Annotated in this window: 16 protein-coding genes; 5 read left to right on the top strand and 11 right to left on the bottom strand. The window is 60.4% G+C overall.

Translation table 11 applies throughout. The features are described from left to right. The first annotated feature begins 2 nt into the window (after nucleotides 1–2). The 4 genes from KGB18_RS11755 to KGB18_RS11740 all read left to right on the top strand — a co-directional run bounded on the left by KGB18_RS11755 (nucleotide 3) and on the right by KGB18_RS11740 (nucleotide 4,050). Entirely contained in the window at nucleotides 3–764 is a 762-nt protein-coding gene (locus KGB18_RS11755) for an SDR family NAD(P)-dependent oxidoreductase (RefSeq protein ID WP_123722674.1), read from the top strand. A gap of 12 nt (nucleotides 765–776) precedes the next feature. Continuing rightward, the gene (locus KGB18_RS11750) at nucleotides 777–1,970 is read left to right on the top strand and encodes an acetyl-CoA C-acyltransferase (protein WP_123722675.1); all 1,194 of its coding nucleotides are present in this window, start codon (nucleotides 777–779) and stop codon (nucleotides 1,968–1,970) included. Between the two features lie 164 nt (nucleotides 1,971–2,134). Beyond that, entirely contained in the window at nucleotides 2,135–3,262 is a 1,128-nt protein-coding gene (locus tag KGB18_RS11745) for an acyl-CoA dehydrogenase (protein WP_223569949.1), read from the top strand. 14 nt (nucleotides 3,263–3,276) lie between these two features. Continuing rightward, a complete protein-coding gene (locus KGB18_RS11740; protein WP_052966350.1) occupies nucleotides 3,277–4,050 on the top strand; it encodes an enoyl-CoA hydratase in 774 nt (257 codons plus the stop codon). Between the two features lie 123 nt (nucleotides 4,051–4,173). Here KGB18_RS11740 and KGB18_RS11735 read toward each other — a convergent pair whose 3' ends face one another. The 11 genes from KGB18_RS11735 to argH form a co-directional block, all read right to left on the bottom strand. Continuing rightward, on the bottom strand, nucleotides 4,174–5,325 hold the full coding sequence (locus KGB18_RS11735; RefSeq protein WP_008072412.1) for an acyl-CoA dehydrogenase family protein: 1,152 nt from the start codon (nucleotides 5,323–5,325) through the stop codon (nucleotides 4,174–4,176). Nucleotides 5,326–5,328: 3 nt separating this feature from the next. Then, entirely contained in the window at nucleotides 5,329–6,435 is a 1,107-nt protein-coding gene (locus tag KGB18_RS11730) for an enoyl-CoA hydratase/isomerase family protein (RefSeq protein ID WP_223569948.1), read from the bottom strand. Between the two features lie 344 nt (nucleotides 6,436–6,779). After that, complete coding sequence (locus KGB18_RS11725) at nucleotides 6,780–7,475, bottom strand: HPP family protein (RefSeq protein ID WP_123722678.1); 696 nt, start codon at nucleotides 7,473–7,475, stop codon at nucleotides 6,780–6,782. A 158-nt stretch (nucleotides 7,476–7,633) separates the two neighbouring features. Beyond that, nucleotides 7,634–8,812, bottom strand: a complete 1,179-nt coding sequence (locus tag KGB18_RS11720; RefSeq protein ID WP_223569947.1) for an MFS transporter — start codon at nucleotides 8,810–8,812, stop codon at nucleotides 7,634–7,636. A gap of 148 nt (nucleotides 8,813–8,960) precedes the next feature. Then, nucleotides 8,961–10,367: an MmgE/PrpD family protein gene (locus KGB18_RS11715; protein WP_223569946.1), complete on the bottom strand. Its 1,407-nt coding sequence runs from the start codon at nucleotides 10,365–10,367 to the stop codon at nucleotides 8,961–8,963. Further along, nucleotides 10,364–11,251, bottom strand: coding sequence for a polysaccharide deacetylase family protein (locus KGB18_RS11710; RefSeq protein WP_223569945.1), 888 nt, complete (start codon nucleotides 11,249–11,251; stop codon nucleotides 10,364–10,366). Before KGB18_RS11710 ends, KGB18_RS11715 begins: the two co-directional genes overlap by 4 nt. Next, entirely contained in the window at nucleotides 11,244–12,092 is an 849-nt protein-coding gene (locus tag KGB18_RS11705; protein WP_223569944.1) for a polysaccharide deacetylase family protein, read from the bottom strand. The genes KGB18_RS11710 and KGB18_RS11705 overlap by 8 nt, the downstream gene beginning before the upstream one ends. 411 nt (nucleotides 12,093–12,503) lie before the next feature. Beyond that, nucleotides 12,504–13,328: an ABC transporter substrate-binding protein gene (locus tag KGB18_RS11700; RefSeq protein ID WP_123722683.1), complete on the bottom strand. Its 825-nt coding sequence runs from the start codon at nucleotides 13,326–13,328 to the stop codon at nucleotides 12,504–12,506. A gap of 53 nt (nucleotides 13,329–13,381) precedes the next feature. Then, the gene (locus tag KGB18_RS11695) at nucleotides 13,382–14,146 is read right to left on the bottom strand and encodes an amino acid ABC transporter ATP-binding protein (RefSeq protein ID WP_123722684.1); all 765 of its coding nucleotides are present in this window, start codon (nucleotides 14,144–14,146) and stop codon (nucleotides 13,382–13,384) included. A gap of 10 nt (nucleotides 14,147–14,156) precedes the next feature. Next, nucleotides 14,157–15,035 carry an amino acid ABC transporter permease gene (locus KGB18_RS11690; protein ID WP_063343603.1) on the bottom strand — a complete coding sequence of 293 codons (879 nt, stop codon included), beginning with the start codon at nucleotides 15,033–15,035 and terminating at the stop codon, nucleotides 14,157–14,159. Nucleotides 15,036–15,209: 174 nt separating this feature from the next. Further along, nucleotides 15,210–16,637 (bottom strand): argininosuccinate lyase, encoded by a 1,428-nt coding sequence (gene argH, locus KGB18_RS11685; protein WP_223484255.1) that lies wholly within the window; start codon nucleotides 16,635–16,637, stop codon nucleotides 15,210–15,212. Nucleotides 16,638–16,942: 305 nt separating this feature from the next. On the opposite strand from argH, the gene KGB18_RS11680 reads away from it, so the two are divergent. Beyond that, complete coding sequence (locus KGB18_RS11680) at nucleotides 16,943–17,908, top strand: LysR family transcriptional regulator (protein ID WP_223569943.1); 966 nt, start codon at nucleotides 16,943–16,945, stop codon at nucleotides 17,906–17,908.

The raw sequence follows: 17,908 nt of genomic DNA, 5'->3' as shown, positions 1-17,908 counted from the left end.
TGATGCAGATCGAAAACAAGGTTTTTCTCGTCACCGGCGGTGCGTCCGGCCTCGGTGCCGCCACCGCTGAAATGCTGGTGGTTGCTGGCGCCAAGGTGATGTTGGTGGACATGAACGCCGAAGCCGTCGCGGCTCAGGCTGCACGTCTTGGCGCGCAAAGCGTGGTGGCCGACATCAGCAACGAAGCAGCTGCGCAAGCGGCGGTGCAGGCGACGGTCAAAGCGTTTGGCGGCCTCAATGGCCTGGTCAATTGCGCCGGCATCGTTCGTGGCGAGAAGATCCTCGGCAAGAACGGCCCTCATGCACTGGACAGTTTCAGCCAGGTGATCAACGTCAACCTGATCGGCAGCTTCAACATGCTGCGCCTGGCTGCGGCGGCGATTGCCGAAACCGAAGCCGACGAAGGCGGTGAGCGTGGCGTGATCGTCAACACCGCTTCGGCCGCAGCCTTCGACGGCCAGATCGGCCAAGCGGCGTATTCGGCGTCGAAAGGCGCGATCGTCAGCCTGACCTTGCCCGCCGCCCGTGAACTGGCGCGCTTCGGCATCCGCGTGATGACCATCGCCCCGGGCATTTTCGAAACGCCGATGATGGCCGGCATGACTCCGGAAGTGCGCGAATCCTTGGCCGCTGGCGTGCCGTTCCCGCCGCGCCTTGGCAAGCCAAGCGAGTACGCCGCGCTGGTCAGGCATATCATAGAAAACAGCATGCTCAACGGCGAGGTGATCCGTCTCGACGGTGCTTTGCGCATGGCCGCCAAATAAGGAGGATTAGACATGACACTTTCCAACGATCCGATTGTTATTGTCAGCGCCGTCCGCACCCCGATGGGCGGTTTTCAGGGCGAACTGAAAAGCCTGACCGCACCGCAGCTGGGCGCCGCAGCGATTCGTGCTGCCGTTGAGCGCGCCGGTGTCGCCCCTGAATCCGTAGAAGAAGTGCTGTTCGGCTGCGTGCTCTCCGCCGGCCTCGGCCAGGCCCCGGCGCGGCAAGCGGCACTGGGCGCCGGGCTGGATAAATCGACCCGTTGCACGACACTGAACAAGATGTGCGGCTCGGGCATGGAAGCCACAATCCTGGCCCACGACATGCTGATCGCCGGCAGTGCCGATGTCGTGGTCTCCGGGGGCATGGAAAGCATGTCCAACGCGCCATTCCTGCTGGACCGCGCCCGCAGCGGTTACCGCATGGGCCATGGCCGGGTACTCGATCACATGTTCCTCGACGGTCTTGAAGACGCCTACGACAAGGGCCGCCTGATGGGCACCTTCGCCGAGGATTGCGCTGAAACCAACGGTTTTACCCGCGAAGCTCAAGACGCGTTTGCCATTGCTTCGACCACCCGCGCGCAACAGGCGATCAAGGACGGCAGTTTCAACGCCGAGATCGTGCCGCTCACCGTGACCGTCGGCAAAGAGCAGGTGCTGATCAGCCACGACGAACAGCCGCCGAAAGCCAAACTGGACAAGATCGCCTCGCTGAAACCGGCTTTCCGCGATGGCGGCACTGTGACCGCGGCGAACTCCAGTTCGATCTCCGATGGCGCTGCGGCATTGGTGCTGATGCGCCGTTCCGAAGCAGAGAAACAAGGCCTGAAACCGCTGGCGGTGATTCATGGTCACGCTGCATTTGCCGACACCCCGGGGCTGTTCCCGGTAGCACCGGTGGGCGCGATCAAGAAGCTGATGAAGAAAACCGGCTGGTCCCTGGATGAAGTCGAGTTGTTTGAAGTCAACGAAGCCTTTGCAGTGGTGAGTCTGGTGACCATGACCAAACTGGAAATCCCTCACGAGAAGATCAACGTCCACGGTGGTGCCTGCGCTTTGGGTCACCCGATTGGTGCATCTGGCGCGCGGATCCTTGTGACCTTGCTCTCGGCCTTGCGCCAGAAAGGCCTGAAACGCGGCGTTGCAGCGATCTGCATCGGCGGCGGCGAAGCCACGGCCATGGCTGTGGAATGCCTGTACTGAGGCTGACACCAATCCCTGTGGGAGCGGGCTTGCCCGCGATAGCGATCTGTCAGACGACATCGTTGGCGTCTGGAAAACCGCCATCGCGGGCAAGCCCGCTCCCACAGGTCCTGTGTTTCAACTGACAGGCATTTTGTACGAAGGCGAATTTTTAAGGACTTGGCATGATTCCCAATGACGAACAACTTCAGATCAGCGACGCGGCCCGGCAGTTTGCCCAGGAACGGCTGAAACCGTTCGCCGCCGAATGGGACCGCGAACATCGCTTCCCCAAGGAAGCCATCAGCGAGATGGCCGAGCTGGGTTTCTTCGGCATGCTGGTGCCGGAGCAGTGGGGCGGTTGCGATACCGGTTACCTGGCCTACGCCATGGCCCTGGAAGAAATTGCTGCCGGCGACGGCGCCTGCTCGACCATCATGAGCGTGCACAACTCGGTGGGTTGCGTACCGATCCTCAAGTTCGGCAACGACGACCAGAAAGAGCGCTTCCTCAAACCACTGGCCAGCGGTGCGATGCTCGGTGCGTTTGCCCTGACCGAACCGCAAGCCGGCTCCGACGCGAGCAGCCTGAAAACCCGCGCCCGGCTCGATGGCGATCACTACGTGCTCAACGGTTGCAAGCAGTTCATCACTTCCGGGCAAAACGCCGGGGTGGTGATTGTCTTTGCGGTGACCGACCCGAGTGCCGGCAAGCGTGGGATCACGGCGTTGATCGTGCCCACCGATTCGCCGGGCTATAAAGTCGCGCGGGTCGAAGACAAACTTGGTCAGCACGCCTCCGACACCTGCCAGATCCTCTTCGAGGATGTGAAAGTCCCGGTGGCCAATCGACTGGGCGAGGAGGGTGAAGGCTACAAGATCGCCTTGGCCAACCTCGAAGGCGGCCGTGTCGGCATCGCCTCGCAATCGGTGGGCATGGCCCGCGCCGCGTTCGAAGCGGCCCGCGACTATGCTCGTGAACGCGAGAGCTTCGGCAAGCCGATTATTGAACATCAGGCGGTAGCGTTTCGCTTGGCAGACATGGCAACCCAGATCGCCGTCGCCCGGCAGATGGTGCATTACGCAGCGGCGTTGCGCGACAGCGGTAAACCGGCGCTGGTGGAAGCGTCCATGGCCAAGCTGTTCGCTTCGGAAATGGCCGAGAAGGTCTGCTCCTCGGCGTTGCAAACCCTTGGCGGTTACGGTTACCTGAACGACTTCCCGCTGGAGCGGATCTACCGCGACGTGCGGGTGTGCCAGATCTACGAAGGCACCAGCGACATTCAGCGCATGGTCATTTCGCGCAATCTTTGAGAAGGAATCCACCTATGAACTACGAAACGATTTTGCTGGAAACCCACGGCCGCGTCGGCCTGATTACCCTCAACCGTCCGCAAGCCTTGAACGCGTTGAATGCGCAAATTGTCAGCGAATTGAACCACGCCCTCGATGGTCTGGAAGCCGACTCGAACATCGGTTGCATCGTGCTGACCGGCTCGAAAAAAGCCTTCGCCGCCGGTGCCGACATCAAGGAAATGGCCGAACTGACGTATCCGCAGATCTACCTCGATGACCTGTTCAGCGACAGCGATCGCGTGGCCAACCGCCGCAAGCCGATCATCGCCGCGGTCAACGGTTTCGCCTTGGGCGGTGGTTGTGAACTGGCGTTGATGTGCGACTTCATTCTGGCGGGCGACAACGCCAAATTCGGTCAGCCGGAAATCAACCTCGGTGTGTTGCCAGGCATGGGCGGCACCCAGCGCCTGACCCGCGCCGTGGGCAAGGCCAAGGCCATGGAAATGTGCCTGAGCGGGCGATTGATCGATGCGGTGGAAGCGGAGCGTTGCGGCATTGTTGCGCGCATCGTGCCCGCGGATGAGTTATTGGAAGAGGCGCTGAAAGTCGCGGCGCTGATTGCCAAGAAGTCGCTTCCGATTGCGATGATGATCAAGGAAAGCGTCAACCGCGCGTTTGAAGTCAGCCTGTCGGAAGGTGTGCGCTTTGAGCGTCGGGTGTTCCATGCGGCGTTTGCCACGCAGGATCAGAAGGAAGGGATGGCGGCGTTTATTGCCAAGCGGGAGGCGGAGTTCGTCGGCAAGTAATGCGGCGTCCTCGCGGACGTCATCGCGGGCAAGCCCGCTCCCACAGGTTTCTCGAGCGTATACAAAATTTGTGAACGCCGGAAACCATTGTGGGAGCGGGCTTGCCCGCGATGCTTTTAAAGGTCACACCAGATAATTTTTCAACTCCCGGGCAATCACCATCCGCTGTATCTCGCTCGACCCTTCATAAATCTGCGTGATCCGCGCATCCCGGTAGTAGCGCTCCACCGGGTAATCTTCCAGATACCCATACCCGCCATGAATCTGTATCGCCGACGAGCAAACCTTCTCGGCCATCTCCGAGGCAAACAGCTTGGCCTGTGAGGCCTCCGACAGACACGGCTTGCCAGCACTGCGCAACCTTGCGGCATGCAGGATCAGCAGGCGCGCGGCGTTCAAACGGGTGTGCATGTCGGCCAGCATGTTGGCGATGCTTTGGTGCTCGATGATCGGTTTGTCGAACTGCACCCGATCCCGCGCGTAAGCCAGCGCTGCTTCGAACGCTGCCCGGGCGATGCCCAAGGCTTGCGCTGCGATGCCGATGCGGCCGCCTTCGAGGTTGGAGAGGGCGATGGCCAGGCCTTTACCGCGTTCGCCCAGCAGATTGGCCTCGGGAACGGTGCAATTGTTCAGGGTAACGGCGCAGGTATCGGAAGCACGGATACCCATCTTGTGTTCACTGCGGTCGACGATGAAACCCGCGGTTTCGGTCGGCACCAGGAACGCCGAGATGCCGCGCTTGCCCAGCTCCGGGTCGGTCACGGCGAACACAATCGCCAGCTTCGCCCGTTTGCCGTTGCTGACGAATTGCTTGGCGCCGTTGATCACCCACTGGCCGTCGCGCAGTTCGGCGCGGGTGCGCAGGTTATGCGCTTCGGAACCGGCCTGGGGTTCGGTGAGGCAAAAGCAACCGATGGCCTGGCCGCTGGCGAGGTCCGGCAACCATTGCTGTTTCTGTTCTTCAGTGCCGTAGTTGAGCACCGGTCCGCAGCCCACGGAGTTGTGGATGCTCATCAGCGCTCCGGTGGCGCCGTCACCGGCGGAAATCTCTTCCACCGCCAGCGCATAGGCGACGTAGTCGACATAGGTACCGCCCCATTCCTCGGGCACCACCATCCCCAGCAGACCCAGTTCACCCATCTTCGCCACCAGACCGTCATCGATCCAGCCGGCCTTTTCCCAGGCTTGTGCATGGGGCGCGATTTCGCCGCGGGCAAAATCCCGGGCCATGTCGCGGATCATCACTTGCTCTTCGCTCAATTCGATATCGTGCATGACTCAGCTCCCACTCTGCTCGAACCCGGTGAAAAAACTCGCCACGTGCTCAGCGTCCAGCGCCTGCAGAGTCGGCGGGTTCCAGCGCGGGTTCTTGTCTTTGTCGATCAGCAAGGCGCGCACGCCTTCGATCAGGTCGCCGCGTTCGAACCACTGGCGATCCAGGTGCAGTTCGAGGGCGAAGCACTGTTCCAGGCTCAGGTGCCGACCGCGCCGCAGCATTTCCAGGGTCACGCCCATGGCCAGCGGTGAACGGCTTTCCAGCAGGTCGGCGGTGGCCGTGGCCCACTCATGACTGTCGGCGACGGTCACTTCACGCAGTTGTTCCACCATACTCGGCACATCGGGCAGGGCGAAGAAGTGATCGATAGCCGGCCGCAACGCCGCTAATGGTGGAGCCGGCAGTTGTTGCACGGCGAGTTTCGCCAGCATGCCTTGCAGGTCCTTGAGCGGCGTGTCGTGCCATTCGAGGTGATCGAGTTGTTCGTCCAGCGTGCCCAGGCTGGCGCTTTCCAGATACCAGTCGGCCAGGCCGCAATAGAGCGCATCGGCGGCACGAATCTGCACGCCAGTGACGCCGAGATAAACGCCCAGCTCACCGGGAATGCGCGGCAGGAAGTGGCTGCCGCCGACGTCCGGGAAATAACCGATGGCCACTTCCGGCATCGCCAGACGGCTGCGCTCGGTGACCACCCGCAAATCGGCGCCTTGCACCAGCCCCATGCCACCGCCCAGCACAAAGCCGTCCATCAAGGCCAGGACCGGTTTGCGATAGTGATGGATGGCGAGGTCAAGGGCGTATTCCTCGACGAAGAAGTCTTCGTGCAGGGTGTCGCCGCTTTTGAAACTGTCGTACAACGAACGAATATCGCCGCCGGCACAGAACGCTTTCTCACCAGCGCCGCGCAACACCACCGCATGCACCTGCGGATCCTGTGCCCAGGCATCGAACTGCTGTTGCAGGCTGCGAACCATGTCCAGGGTAATGGCGTTGAGGCCGGCGGGGCGATTGAGGGTCAGGTGACCGATGTGATTGCGAACCTCGGCCAACACTTCGTTTTGCGTGGCATCCATGGGCTGTGTTGTCGGGGATGAAACCTGAGCAGTCATCACTAACTCCCTGCTTTTATTGTTCTTTATAGAGAAGCTCGCGCGCGAGCGATGCTGGATCGTATCAGTGCAAATTTGTGATGTACAACCGGGATACGTGCAGGTGCTGTTTGCATTTTTACCTTAGGGTAACTTCCAAGGATCGCAACCTTTGGCAGCCTGACACTGTTTTGAATCAACCTCGAACTTGTGGCGAGGGGGCTTGCTGTGGCGAGGGAGCTTGCTCCCGCTGGGCTGCGAAGCAGTCCCAAAATTCTTCATACGAGCGCAGATTTTGTGAGTGCTGCGCACTCAAGCGGGAGCAAGCTCCCTCGCCACAAAACCTGCTGCTGCCGTTGATAAACTCAGGTTCTGCTGCTCAGCACTTCACCGATGCTACGCCGCTTGGCATGCAGCTCACTGGCATGGATCAGTTGTTCGAGGTCTTCGGGGGTGACGTCGTAGAAGGCCTCCATGTCGGCGAGGGCCAGTTTCAGATCCGCAGCAGTGATCGCCTGACTGTCGGGGACGGGCATCATCGGTGCCGGTTCAGCGGGACGTTTTGGGTAACGAATGCGCGTCAGGTTGTTGTACGCCAGTGCGCTGAGCAGCATCGTCGAGCCACTGAGCATCACCGGGCCGAGGGCTTTCCAGTCCAGGGCAATGGTCGCCGGATCCGCCAACACCAGCAGCAACGCCAGCGCTCCGGCCGGTGGGTGCAGGCAACGCAGCCAGCACATCAGAATCAGCGCCATGCCCGCCGCCAGGCAGGCGCTGCCGAGGGTGCGTCCGAGTACGTGAGCGACCAGCAGCGAGACCACCCCGGCACTCAAGTAGCCGCCAAGAATCGACCAGGGCTGGGCGAGGGCGCCTGAGGACACGGCAAACAGCAATACTGCGGATGCACCCAGCGGGCCGATCAGGTGCTGCGCCACTTGCATGCCGAATACCTGACTGCAGAGCCAGACGCTGAACATCGTGCCGAGCGACATGCCAATAGCGGCGCGGCTCCATTCTGAAGGACGGGTATTGATGGCGGCAGGTAACCAGCGAGCAAACATGAGGCAAACAATCCGTAAAAAATCGAGGCAAAAAAAAAGGCTTAGCTGGGATACCCAGAAAGCCCTTGAAGTAGTTCCAACTATTGGGGGAGGAACGCCGCACAGTGTGCCGATCATTCCTGATGCTGACAAATTCATATTAATGCAGCTTCAGTGCATTATTTCTGCAGTATTGTCACGCGCCGACCGCTCATGAAGCAGAGAAAACCGCCCATCGCCGTCAACGCGCTCAGAGCATAGAACATGGTGGGGGCAGGCGTGTGCATCAGCAGATAGCCACAGATTACCGGGCTCAGCGCACCGCCGAGGGCCGCGAGGTTCTGCGCGCCGTAGTAGCTGCCGCGAAGTTCTTCCGGGGCCAGGGTGTCGACGAAGAGGAATTCGGCCGGGTAAATGATCATTTCGCCGAGGGTGAAAATAAACATCGCCACGCACCAGCTCACCAGGCTGTCAGCCAGGCTGAAACCGATCAACCCGAGGATGAACAGGCTGGTGCCGCCAGCAATCCAGTAGCGCAGTTGTTCGCGTTTGAGGAACCGTCCGATCTGATATTGCAGCAGGATCACGCTGATGGCGTTGCAGGCGAGCAGGGCAGCCATGGTTTCCAGGGCCCGTTTGGTGTCTTGGGTGACCAGCAAGTATTGCGACAGGTACAGGGTGAAACGACCGTGCACTACGGTGCTGAGCAAGCAGCCGCAAGTGAACATGATCAGTGTGCGGTCGTTCTTCAGGGTGATCAGGGTTTTGAGGAAACTCTGGGGCTGGCCGATGGCGGGCGTCTGGGCCGGGTCTTTGGGAATCCCGCTCATCAGGAAAATACTGAAGAATGCGATGCCGCCGGCAATCAGGAATGGCGCTGTTGGCTGCACCCCGGCGATCACCACACCGAGCATGGGGCCGGTGGCGTAGCCAATGTTGGTCAGGGTGTAGCGCAGTGAAAAAGCCTTGGCGCGCTGGCCCATAGGCAGGTTCTCGCTGAGGATCGCCTTGGACCCGATCAGGAACAGCGCCGAGGCGGTTTCGGTGATCACCAGGGTGGCGGTGGTCAGGTAGAGGTTTTCGGCGAAGGTCAGCAGCACGAAACCGATGGCGCTGGAGAGCATGGCGAGGATCAGCAGCCGACGCTTTTCGAGGCGGTCGATGATGTAACCGCCGTAAAGCGCGAGCAGGGTGGCGATGAACACCGCGATGCCCAGCAGCAGGCCGACGTCCTGTTGGTTGAGGCCGAGTTTGTTGCTCAGAAACAGGGTGAGCAACGGGCTGGTAATGGCGCGGCTGACAACGATGGTCAGCGAAACGATCATCAAGCGGCGAATGACGAGGGAGTAAGTGGCCACGGTGGGGCAAATGTCCTTATTCAGATTCTATGGTATCGACGCGATACCGAGCTGCTGCCAATCGCGGGCAAGCCCGCTCCCACAGGATTTAGGTGATCCCTGTGGGAGCGGGCTTGCCCGCGAAGAGGCCCGCACAAACAACGCATACTCAAGTCAGCCACCGATCAAGCACCCGAACCGACTCCAGTTCTTCCAGCCGCCACAACTGCTCAATCAATCCTTCCGCCCGCTGCCGTGGCATAACCCGCCCCGCCAGGCTGAAAAACTTCTCCTCCAGCGCCTCATCACTCAACGGATTCCCCGGCGCCCCCAACGGCACCTCAACACACAGGCTCGCTTGCCGACCATCCACGGTCTGCAGGCTGATCACAGGCTCGCCATCCTCCGACAGTAGCGGGTCGACTTCAAGGCGAATGCGCGACATCCAGTGAGCAATCCTCGGGTGATGGCGTTGTTCATCGTCGTAGGCTTCCAACCGACAATGACCATGGACCAATCGAGCCGCGAGGGCATAACGCAGGCTCATCTGCGCCGCCGGCAGGGTGTTGATGTCCTGACCGCCGCACATGTCCTGAAGAAATCCGCACAACGAAACCTGAACGCTCTCGACCTGCTCCACGCCGACCTGCAATTGATCCAGCAACAGGCCCAAAGCATCGATCGCCGAATGCGTCCCTCGGCATGCCGCGTAGGGTTTGATCGAGCAGCGGGCGAGTTTCCATACCTGGCCCAGTTCGGCATCCAACGCCTCAGGCACGGCGGTATCCGCCGCGAGGGTCTTGAGAAAACCGCCCCAGACATCATCGAACAATTTTGTCGGCCCGGTGATGCCTTGTTGAGCAAACCGCGCCGCCAGCAATCCACCTTCGGCGGCCCGACCGCTGTGGAGTTTTTTGCTTTGCGAGCCGTCATGAATGAAAGCCCAAAGTCCGCCGCTGAAGCTGCCGGCGATGCCCAGAGCTGCCAGGGTTTGTTGTGCATCCAGACCCAGAATTCGCGCACTGGCCGCTGCCGCACCAAACACCCCGCACGTCGCGGTGGAGTGCCAACCGGCGCCGTTGTGGGCCGAATAACTGCCGCAGGCTTCGAGTACCCGACGGCCGATTTCGTAGCCGATCACCACTGCAGTAATCAGTTCGCGGCCGTCCACTGACGCTTCAGAAACCGATAGCTGCGACATTGATAGCGCAGCCATCACCGCCGGCAGCACTACCGCGCCGGAGTGGTCGCAGCCGCCGGTGTCGTCCAGCTCCAGGGCATGCGCGGCGATACCGTTGAGCATGGCGGCCTGCGCTGCGCCGACTCGCTGACCGGTGCCCCAGACCAACGTGCTGCCAGCTTCACCCTCGAAAACCTGACGTGCCTGCTTCGCCACATCGCTGCCAGCCCCGGCCAGGGTTACGCCGAAGGTGTCGAGGATGTGCCGCCTGGCTTGCACCACCAATGCGGGTGGTAAATCTTCGAAGCGAGTATCGACGCAGAACTGCGCCAACCGCTCCATGCGCATGACCCCATCGTAGGCGCTACTGAAGGCTGCGATCTCATGATCTTTCATACGCCGTAATCCCGGTAATGACGTTCGTACACGGCCGCCGGATGATCCTCGGTCATGGGTGCTGCCGATTCGGCCCACCACTGAGCGACCTCGGCACCGGTGGCGATCCACACGTCGTCATGCTGTTGAATGCTTTGCAGCAATTCGCGCAACACGCCGATCCGCCCGGGCGTGGCGATGATTTCCGGGTGCAGCCGCAGCACGTAACACAACCCGAATCGGTGAAACCCGGCGAAGTCCATTTGCAGGTTGCCCAAGGTATGGCTGTAGGAGGCGATGCGCGATTGCGCGGGAGGCACCGCCGGGCTGAGGTTGAAGGCGAAGTAGGGTTCGTCTTCCAGTTCGTAGTGCAACGGCAACTCGATCACTTCGGGCGCGGTCGGGTGAGCGAAGGGCAAATCATCGCCGCGCCATGACGAGTCCCAGCGGATGCCATGCTCTCTTAACGCCTCGATGAAGCCCGGCGCACCGTTGCCGGCGGGGATGCGAAAGCCTGTCGGATGCTGACCGGTCAGCGCGCTCAATGCCGCGCAACCCTTGGCGACCTCGGCACTTTGCTCAGCCAGCGTCAAATTGTCGTAGTTCTGATGGCGATACCCGGCGCAGGCAATCTCATGCCCGCCAGCCTGGATCGCTCGGATGTGCTGCGGGTTTTCCTCGGCGACGATGCCGGGAATGCACCAACTGCTGGAAACGCCCAGGGCTTCGAACAACCCGAGCAAACGTTCGACACCGCGCTGAGTGCCGTAGCGCCACACAGACAAGGTCTTGTCGCGCCCGGCGACTTCCGGGGCCTGGGTGAGGATGCCGTGGATGTCGTTGTAATCGACGGTCAGCACCACGGCGCAGCGGTAGCCGTTGGGCCAGACAGTGGAATCAGCCATGGTGATGCTCCTTCAGCCACCAGTGGGCGACGTCGCGGCAGGTGGCGAACCAGACGTCGTCGCGCTGGCGCATGTGTTCGAAGAGTTTTTCCAGGAGCAGGATGCGCCCCGGTTTGCCGGTGATCTTGGGGTGGAACAGGGTGGTCAGGCACAACCCTTCATCCATGGCGCCGTCGAACTCGCGGCACCAGTTGTCGAGGGTCAGTTCATAGCTCGCCGTGCGGTCCAGGCCCGAGGGGAAGTCCGGCGCGCGGGTGTAGGCGAGGGAGGCGTAGTCATCCATTTCCCAGCGACCGGGGATCTCCACCAGCGGCGTATAAAAGCCCGGCACGTTGACCAGATACGGCCGGTCATCGCCGCGCATGCTGCTGGAATAGGTCACGCCGGCTTCCACCAGCATGGCCGGCGTCTCGGCTCGCCAGTCGCCGGATGGCGTGCGAAAACCTTCGGCGCGGATGTGTAGGTGCTTCCAGAACACCTCACGGGATTTGTGCATCACGTCCTTCTGCTGATCCAGCGTCAGGGCGTAAAAGGATTCGTGTTTGTAGCCGTGGTAGGCCACCTCATGCCCGCGCTCGACAATCGCCTGGCACTGTTTCGGCCAGTTCTCCACGACCCAGGCCGGGACGAAGAACGTGGTCGGGATCCGGAACTCATCCAGCAAATCGAGAATCCGCGGTAGCGCCCGATAGGGGCCATAACCACCGAAACCGAAATACTCCGGCTTGCGCCAGATCGAACCGTTGAGCATGGCATCGCCGGTCGGGCCATCGAGGTCGAAGGCCAGGGCGAGACAGGCTGTGTGTTGGTCCGGCCAGGTGGGTTGGGGTGAGGAGGACATGTGGTGCTCCAACTATTTATAGGTAAACGCTGAACCCTGTGGGAGCGGGCTTGCTCGCGATGAGGCCGGTACATTCAACATCGATGTCATCTGACAGACCGCCATCGCGGGCAAGCCCGCTCCCACGGGTTTTTCGGTTGGCCACAAAATTGTGATCGACCCAGATTTAGTGTGGGAGCGAGCCTGCTCGCGATGGGGCCGGCACATTCAACATCGATGTCATCTGACAGACCGCCTTCGCGGGCAAGCCCGCTCCCACAGGTTTTTCGGTTGGCCACAAAACTGTGATCGATCCAGATTTAGTGTGGGAGCGAGCCTGCTCGCGATGGGGCCGGCACATTCAACATCTATGTCGCCTGACAGATCGCTATCGCGAGCAGGCTGCTCCCACAAAGGCATCACACCGATCCATTATTTCCCGGCGTTGATGGTCACGGTCTTGATCGCGCCCAGTTCCAGGTCCCATTTTTTCAGGATGGTCTGGTAGCTGCCGTCATCAACCATGCTCTGCAACGCGACTTTCACCGCTTCACTCAGCTCAGGCTTTTTCTTGCTCACGCCCAGCCCGGTGAACTGCTTGGAAATCGGCAGGCCTACGGTTTTGTACATGTCCTTTTCCTGGGTCTTGAGGTACGGCAGGGTTTCGCTGCCCTGCATGGCCGCGTCGATACGGCTTTGACGCAGTTGCGCACGGGCGTCGGCCGAGCCTTCGGTGCCGATCACGTTGATCGCAGGCTTGCCGGCGGCTTCGCAGTTGGCCTTGCTCCACTCGGCGATTTCCGCCGGGAAGGTCGTACGTCGGCTGGTACCGACTTTCTTGCCACACAGGTCGATGATTTCGTTGGTGTCCTTGTTTTTCTGCAAGGTGTAGAACTGCGGACCACTGGTGAAGTAGTCGACGAAGGTCACGCTGGCCTGACGTTCGGCGGTGTCGGTCATGCCCGACATCACCATGTCGACGCGGTCGGTGGTCAGCGCGTTGATCATTTGCTCGAAGCCGGTTTCCTGCCATTTGATCTTCACGCCCAGACGTTCGGCCAAGGCGTTGCCCAAGTCAACGTCGAGGCCGGTGAGGGTGTTGGTGGCCGGGTCCTTGAAATCCATCGGCGGGTAGTTCGGCATGATTGCCACAACGACCTCGCCTTTTTCCTTGATGCTGGCCGGTAGCTCGGCGGCCCAAGTGAAACTGGAAGCCATAACGCCTGCGATTACTGCTGGAATAACGAAGTTCTTCATGGTCGTTCTCTTATGAGTGTTGTTACGCAGCTCTTGGTTTCCGAGGCTGGCGCTTAGGTTCGAACGGCAGAAATGAAGCTTTGGGTGCGTGGGTTTTGCGGACTTATTAGTATTTCTTCGGGGCTTCCAGCCTCCACGATCTGTCCTTCGTCCATGAACACCATGCGGTTGGAAACCTCGCGAGCGAAGCCCAGTTCATGGGTGACGACGATCATGGTCATGCCGGTCTGCGCCAGATCGCGCATCACCGACAGCACCTCACCGACCAGTTCCGGGTCGAGTGCCGAAGTGGGTTCATCGAACAGCATCAGCTTGGGCCGCATGGCCAGCGCGCGGGCAATCGCCACCCGTTGTTGCTGGCCGCCCGACAGCTCGATCGGGTAGCTGTTGCGCTTGTCGGCCAAGCCGACGCGAGCGAGCAATTCCAAGGCTTCTTCGTGCGCTTCCTTGGGCGAACGCTTGAGCACCTGGCACGGCCCTTCGATGATGTTTTGCAGCACAGTCATGTGCGGGAACAGGTTGAAGCGTTGGAACACCATGCCGGTGGCCAGTCGCTGACGGGCGATCTGCGACTCGTTGAGTTCGTGCAGTTTGTTGCCGGCGATGCGGTAACCCACCAATTCGCCGTCGACCCACAGGCCGCCCTTGTCGATTTTTTCCAGCTGGTTCACGCAGCGCAGCAGGGTGCTTTTGCCGGAGCCGGACGGGCCGATGATGCACAGCACTTCGCCTTGCTCGACCTCGAGGTTGATGTCCTTGAGCGCGTGGAAATGGTCGTAGTACTTATTCAGGCTCACGGCCTTGACGATGCTTCTCATGTTGAACTCCTCAAGAACGCTTGCCGGCGCCGCGAGCGAAACGACGCTCCAGTCGGCTTTGACCAAAGGACAGGACGGTGACGGTGGCCAGGTACCAGATACCGGCGACGATCAGCAGCTCCATCACGCGGGCGTTGGCGTAGTAGATGTTCTGGGCGTTGTAGAGCAGTTCCGAGTACTGAATGACGCTCGCCAGGGAGGTCATCTTCACCATGCCGATGAACTCGTTGCCCACCGGCGGAATGATGATCCGCATGGCCTGGGGCAGGATGATCCGGCGCAAGGCTTGCAAGCGCGGCATGCCGATCGACTTGGCGGCTTCGTACTGCCCGGTGTCGACCGAGAGCAGACCGGCGCGCACCACTTCGGCGGTGTAGGCGCCCTGGTTGATGCTCAAGCCGAGGAGGGCGGCCGCGAAGGGCGTCATCAGGCTCACGGTGTCCATTTCGAACAAACCGGGGATGCCGATGGTGGGGAAAATCAGCGCCAGGTTGAACCACAGCAGCAGCTGCAGAATCAGCGGCGTACCGCGGAACAGCCAGGTGTACGTCAGCGCCACATAGCGCAGGATCGGGTTGGCCGACATGCGCATGATCGCCGTGATCACCCCGAAGACGATGCCCAGCGCCATCGCCAGCACCGCCATGACGATGGTGTTGAGCAGGCCCCACATAATGGCCTGTGAGGTCAGGAACTGGCCGATGTACGACCATTCGATCTTGCCTTCGGCGAAGGCCCGCACCAGGCCGACAATCGCAATCACGATCACCGTGGCGAAGAAAATCCGCCCGTAATAACGCCGTGGCACATGCTGGTACTGGGTGATATCGAACTGGTTTTCCGCCAGTTTTCGCTCCGCCTGGAGTCGTTCTGCCTGAGTCTGGCTCATGTTGTTTCTCCGTACGCCGCGCTCAATCAAGACGGCGCGTGTTGTCTTTCATTTCCAACACAATCCCTGTGGGAGCGGGCAAGCCCGCGATGGCGGCATTACATTCAACATCAATGTTGGCTGACACTTCGCTATCGCGGGCAAGCCCGCTCCCACAGGTTTGGTGGCGTTGTTTCAGAGACGAAAACCCTGATAGTTCTCGGTCCATTGCTGCTGCGCTGCGAGGGCGGTTTTCAGTCGACCGATCTGCTCGCGCACTTGTTGCGGCGCGGTGCCGCCCCAGCCGCTGCGGGCGGCGATGGCGGCTTCGAGGGTCAGGCTGTCGCGCACTTCAGGCTTGAGGCGTGGATCGATCTCGGCCAATAGCGCCGGGGACGCTTCCCACAATTCGATGTCGTGTTTCTCGCAGGCCTGGACCAATGCGCCGGTGATCTCGTGAGCTTCCTTGAACGGCACACCGCGCACCGCCAGCCAGTCGGCCACTTCGGTAGCGAGGGTGAAGCCCAGCGGTGCCTGACGGCGCAGCTCTTCGACATTGACCTTCATGGTCGCGACCATTCCGGCCATGGCTGGCAACACCAGCAGCAGGGTGTCGACGCTGTCGAGCACGCCGTTCTTGTCTTCACTCAAGTCGCGGTTGTACGACAGCGGCAGGGATTTGAGCGTCGACAACAAACCAGTCAGGTTGCCGATCAGGCGACCAGCTTTGCCCCGGGCCAGTTCAGCGATGTCCGGATTTTTCTTCTGCGGCATGATCGAACTGCCGGTGGCGTAGGCATCGTCCAGTGCGACCCAGCGAAATTGCCGTGACGACCACAGACAGAATTCTTCGGCGAGGCGGGAGATGTTGATCCCCAGCATGCTGGCGATAAACAGGAATTCGGCAACGTGATCGCGGCTGGCCACGGCGTCGATGGAGTTTTCGCACACGCCGCTGTAGCCCATTTCCTTGGCCGACTGCTGTGGCAGGCGAGCGATGGCGGAACCGGCCATGGCCGCCGCGCCGAGTGGCGACAGCGAGGTGCGCACGTCCCAATCCACCAAGCGCTGCACATCGCGCAGCATCGATTGGGCATGAGCCAGCAAGTGGTGAGCGAAGACGATCGGCTGCGCCTGTTGCAAGTGAGTGAAGCCCGGGCAGATGCTCTCGATGTGTTGCTCGGCCTGATCCACCAGCGCTTGTTGCAACGCCAGCACTTCGACAGCCAGGGTGCGGACGTGATCGCGCAGGAACAGCCGCAGGTCATTGGCGGTCTGGTCGTTGCGTGAACGGCCGGCGCGCAGCTTGCCGCCCAGTGCGCCGAGGCGTTCGGTCAGCAGGCGCTCGATGAAGGTGTGGACGTCTTCGTCGTCCAGCGTCGGCGCGATGCTGCCGGCACGGAAGTCATCACCGATACGCTCCAGGGCGTCGAGCATGGTCTGGGTTTCCTGCTCGCTCAACAGCCCTGCGCGCTGCAATTCCCGGGCATGCGCCTTGGAACCGGCGAGGTCATACGGGGTGAGGCGAAAGTAGCGCTCAGGGCAACGGGACAGGGCCGCCAGGGCTTCGGACGGGCCGCTCTTGAAGCGGGCACCCCAGAGACGGTCGGTGGTTTGAGACATTGTTGTTTTCCTCGTCGTAGAGCGAATTGAAATCGGTATGCCGAGCCCGAAACACCCGCCGAAAATCATTCGGGCGTGGTTCGGCTCAATCAAATTCAAGGGCAGGGGAAAAGCGCAGTTGCTAAATGGCGAGAGCTGATCGAAGTGTCAGCTTTTAATAGTTCGAAATCAGTGAGTTGGCACTGATCTGCGGGATTTATTAACGGTTGCCAAGCCTTGTTTTCTGTGTTCATTATTATTGGTCGGCTATGTTTTTGTTGTTGGACACAGATTGTTGAATAGGGCGCCAGAGGTAAATAAGCATTATGGAAACCCCACTTTCCAATTCCGGAAACCCGCCGCCAAAAACGGTACATCGGGCTCCGCTGGCCCTCAGTGGCCTGGACTTCAAACTGCTCAAAGTGTTCAAGGCCGTGGTCGAGGCCGGCGGCTTCAGCGCAGCGCAGAATGAGCTGAATGTGGGCCTGGCGGCCATCAGCAAACAGATCTCCGACCTTGAGATTCGCATCGGCATGCGCCTGTGTACCCGAGGACGGGAAGGTTTTCACCTGACCGAAGAAGGGCGTCTGGTGTACCAGGCGTCAATCGATTTATTTGCCTCGGTCGATAACTTTCGTGATCGGCTTAGTTCAGCGCAGAATGAACTTATTGGCGACCTTGGGGTGGGTGTTATTGATAATACGATTACCGACGATCATTCGCCGTTAGTTGCAGCGCTTCGAAAGATAAATGAAGAGTCGCCGAAAGTAAGGTTTCAACTTCAGGCGTCTCAATTAGATGAGGTGGAAAGAGGCGTAGTCGAAGGGCGGTTAGTGGCCGGGATCGTGCCGGTTTATCAGAAGCGAGAGGAGTTCGATTACTTCCCGCTTTATGAAGAACGCTCGTACGTGTATTGCGCCGTTGGCCATCCACTGTTTTCGATGCCGGAGGCGGAGATGGGCAGCAATGTGCTGCAGGATTACGAGTGCATTAACCACCGTTACGCGATCCATCGAGACAAACTGAATTTTGCCCGCTACGACAGCTTTTCCGCCTCGGCGACTCAGGTCGAAGCGGTAGCGCTGCTGGTCAAAACCGGCCGTTTCGTCGGTTTTCTGCCCGAGCATTACGCCGCAACTTTGGTGGCTCAGGGGCAGTTTCGGGCGGTGCGTCCGGACCTGATCAACATTGTCACGCCGTTCAATCTGATCCTGCGCCACAACACCGTGCGCAGTCCGCTAGTGAAGGCGTTCGCCCAGGCGCTGGGAGTCGATTTGAAGGCGCCGGTTTGA

The sequence above is a fragment of the Pseudomonas sp. BF-R-26 genome (assembly GCF_019947395.1).
GTDB lineage: Bacteria > Pseudomonadota > Gammaproteobacteria > Pseudomonadales > Pseudomonadaceae > Aquipseudomonas > Aquipseudomonas farris.
The sequence above is the reverse complement of the archived record's forward strand: the minus strand, read 5'-3'. Positions and strand labels throughout refer to the sequence as shown.

Coding starts and splice junctions, on each gene's coding strand:
- KGB18_RS11755 (WP_123722674.1), top strand. CDS start 3: ATGCAGATCGAAAACAAGGTTTTTCTCGTCACCGGCGGTGCGTCCGGC.
- KGB18_RS11750 (WP_123722675.1), top strand. CDS start 777: ATGACACTTTCCAACGATCCGATTGTTATTGTCAGCGCCGTCCGCACC.
- KGB18_RS11745 (WP_223569949.1), top strand. CDS start 2,135: ATGATTCCCAATGACGAACAACTTCAGATCAGCGACGCGGCCCGGCAG.
- KGB18_RS11740 (WP_052966350.1), top strand. CDS start 3,277: ATGAACTACGAAACGATTTTGCTGGAAACCCACGGCCGCGTCGGCCTG.
- KGB18_RS11735 (WP_008072412.1), bottom strand. CDS start 5,325: ATGCACGATATCGAATTGAGCGAAGAGCAAGTGATGATCCGCGACATG.
- KGB18_RS11730 (WP_223569948.1), bottom strand. CDS start 6,435: ATGACTGCTCAGGTTTCATCCCCGACAACACAGCCCATGGATGCCACG.
- KGB18_RS11725 (WP_123722678.1), bottom strand. CDS start 7,475: ATGTTTGCTCGCTGGTTACCTGCCGCCATCAATACCCGTCCTTCAGAA.
- KGB18_RS11715 (WP_223569946.1), bottom strand. CDS start 10,367: ATGAAAGATCATGAGATCGCAGCCTTCAGTAGCGCCTACGATGGGGTC.
- KGB18_RS11710 (WP_223569945.1), bottom strand. CDS start 11,251: ATGGCTGATTCCACTGTCTGGCCCAACGGCTACCGCTGCGCCGTGGTG.
- KGB18_RS11705 (WP_223569944.1), bottom strand. CDS start 12,092: ATGTCCTCCTCACCCCAACCCACCTGGCCGGACCAACACACAGCCTGT.
- KGB18_RS11700 (WP_123722683.1), bottom strand. CDS start 13,328: ATGAAGAACTTCGTTATTCCAGCAGTAATCGCAGGCGTTATGGCTTCC.
- KGB18_RS11695 (WP_123722684.1), bottom strand. CDS start 14,146: ATGAGAAGCATCGTCAAGGCCGTGAGCCTGAATAAGTACTACGACCAT.
- KGB18_RS11690 (WP_063343603.1), bottom strand. CDS start 15,035: ATGAGCCAGACTCAGGCAGAACGACTCCAGGCGGAGCGAAAACTGGCG.
- argH (WP_223484255.1), bottom strand. CDS start 16,637: ATGTCTCAAACCACCGACCGTCTCTGGGGTGCCCGCTTCAAGAGCGGC.
- KGB18_RS11680 (WP_223569943.1), top strand. CDS start 16,943: ATGGAAACCCCACTTTCCAATTCCGGAAACCCGCCGCCAAAAACGGTA.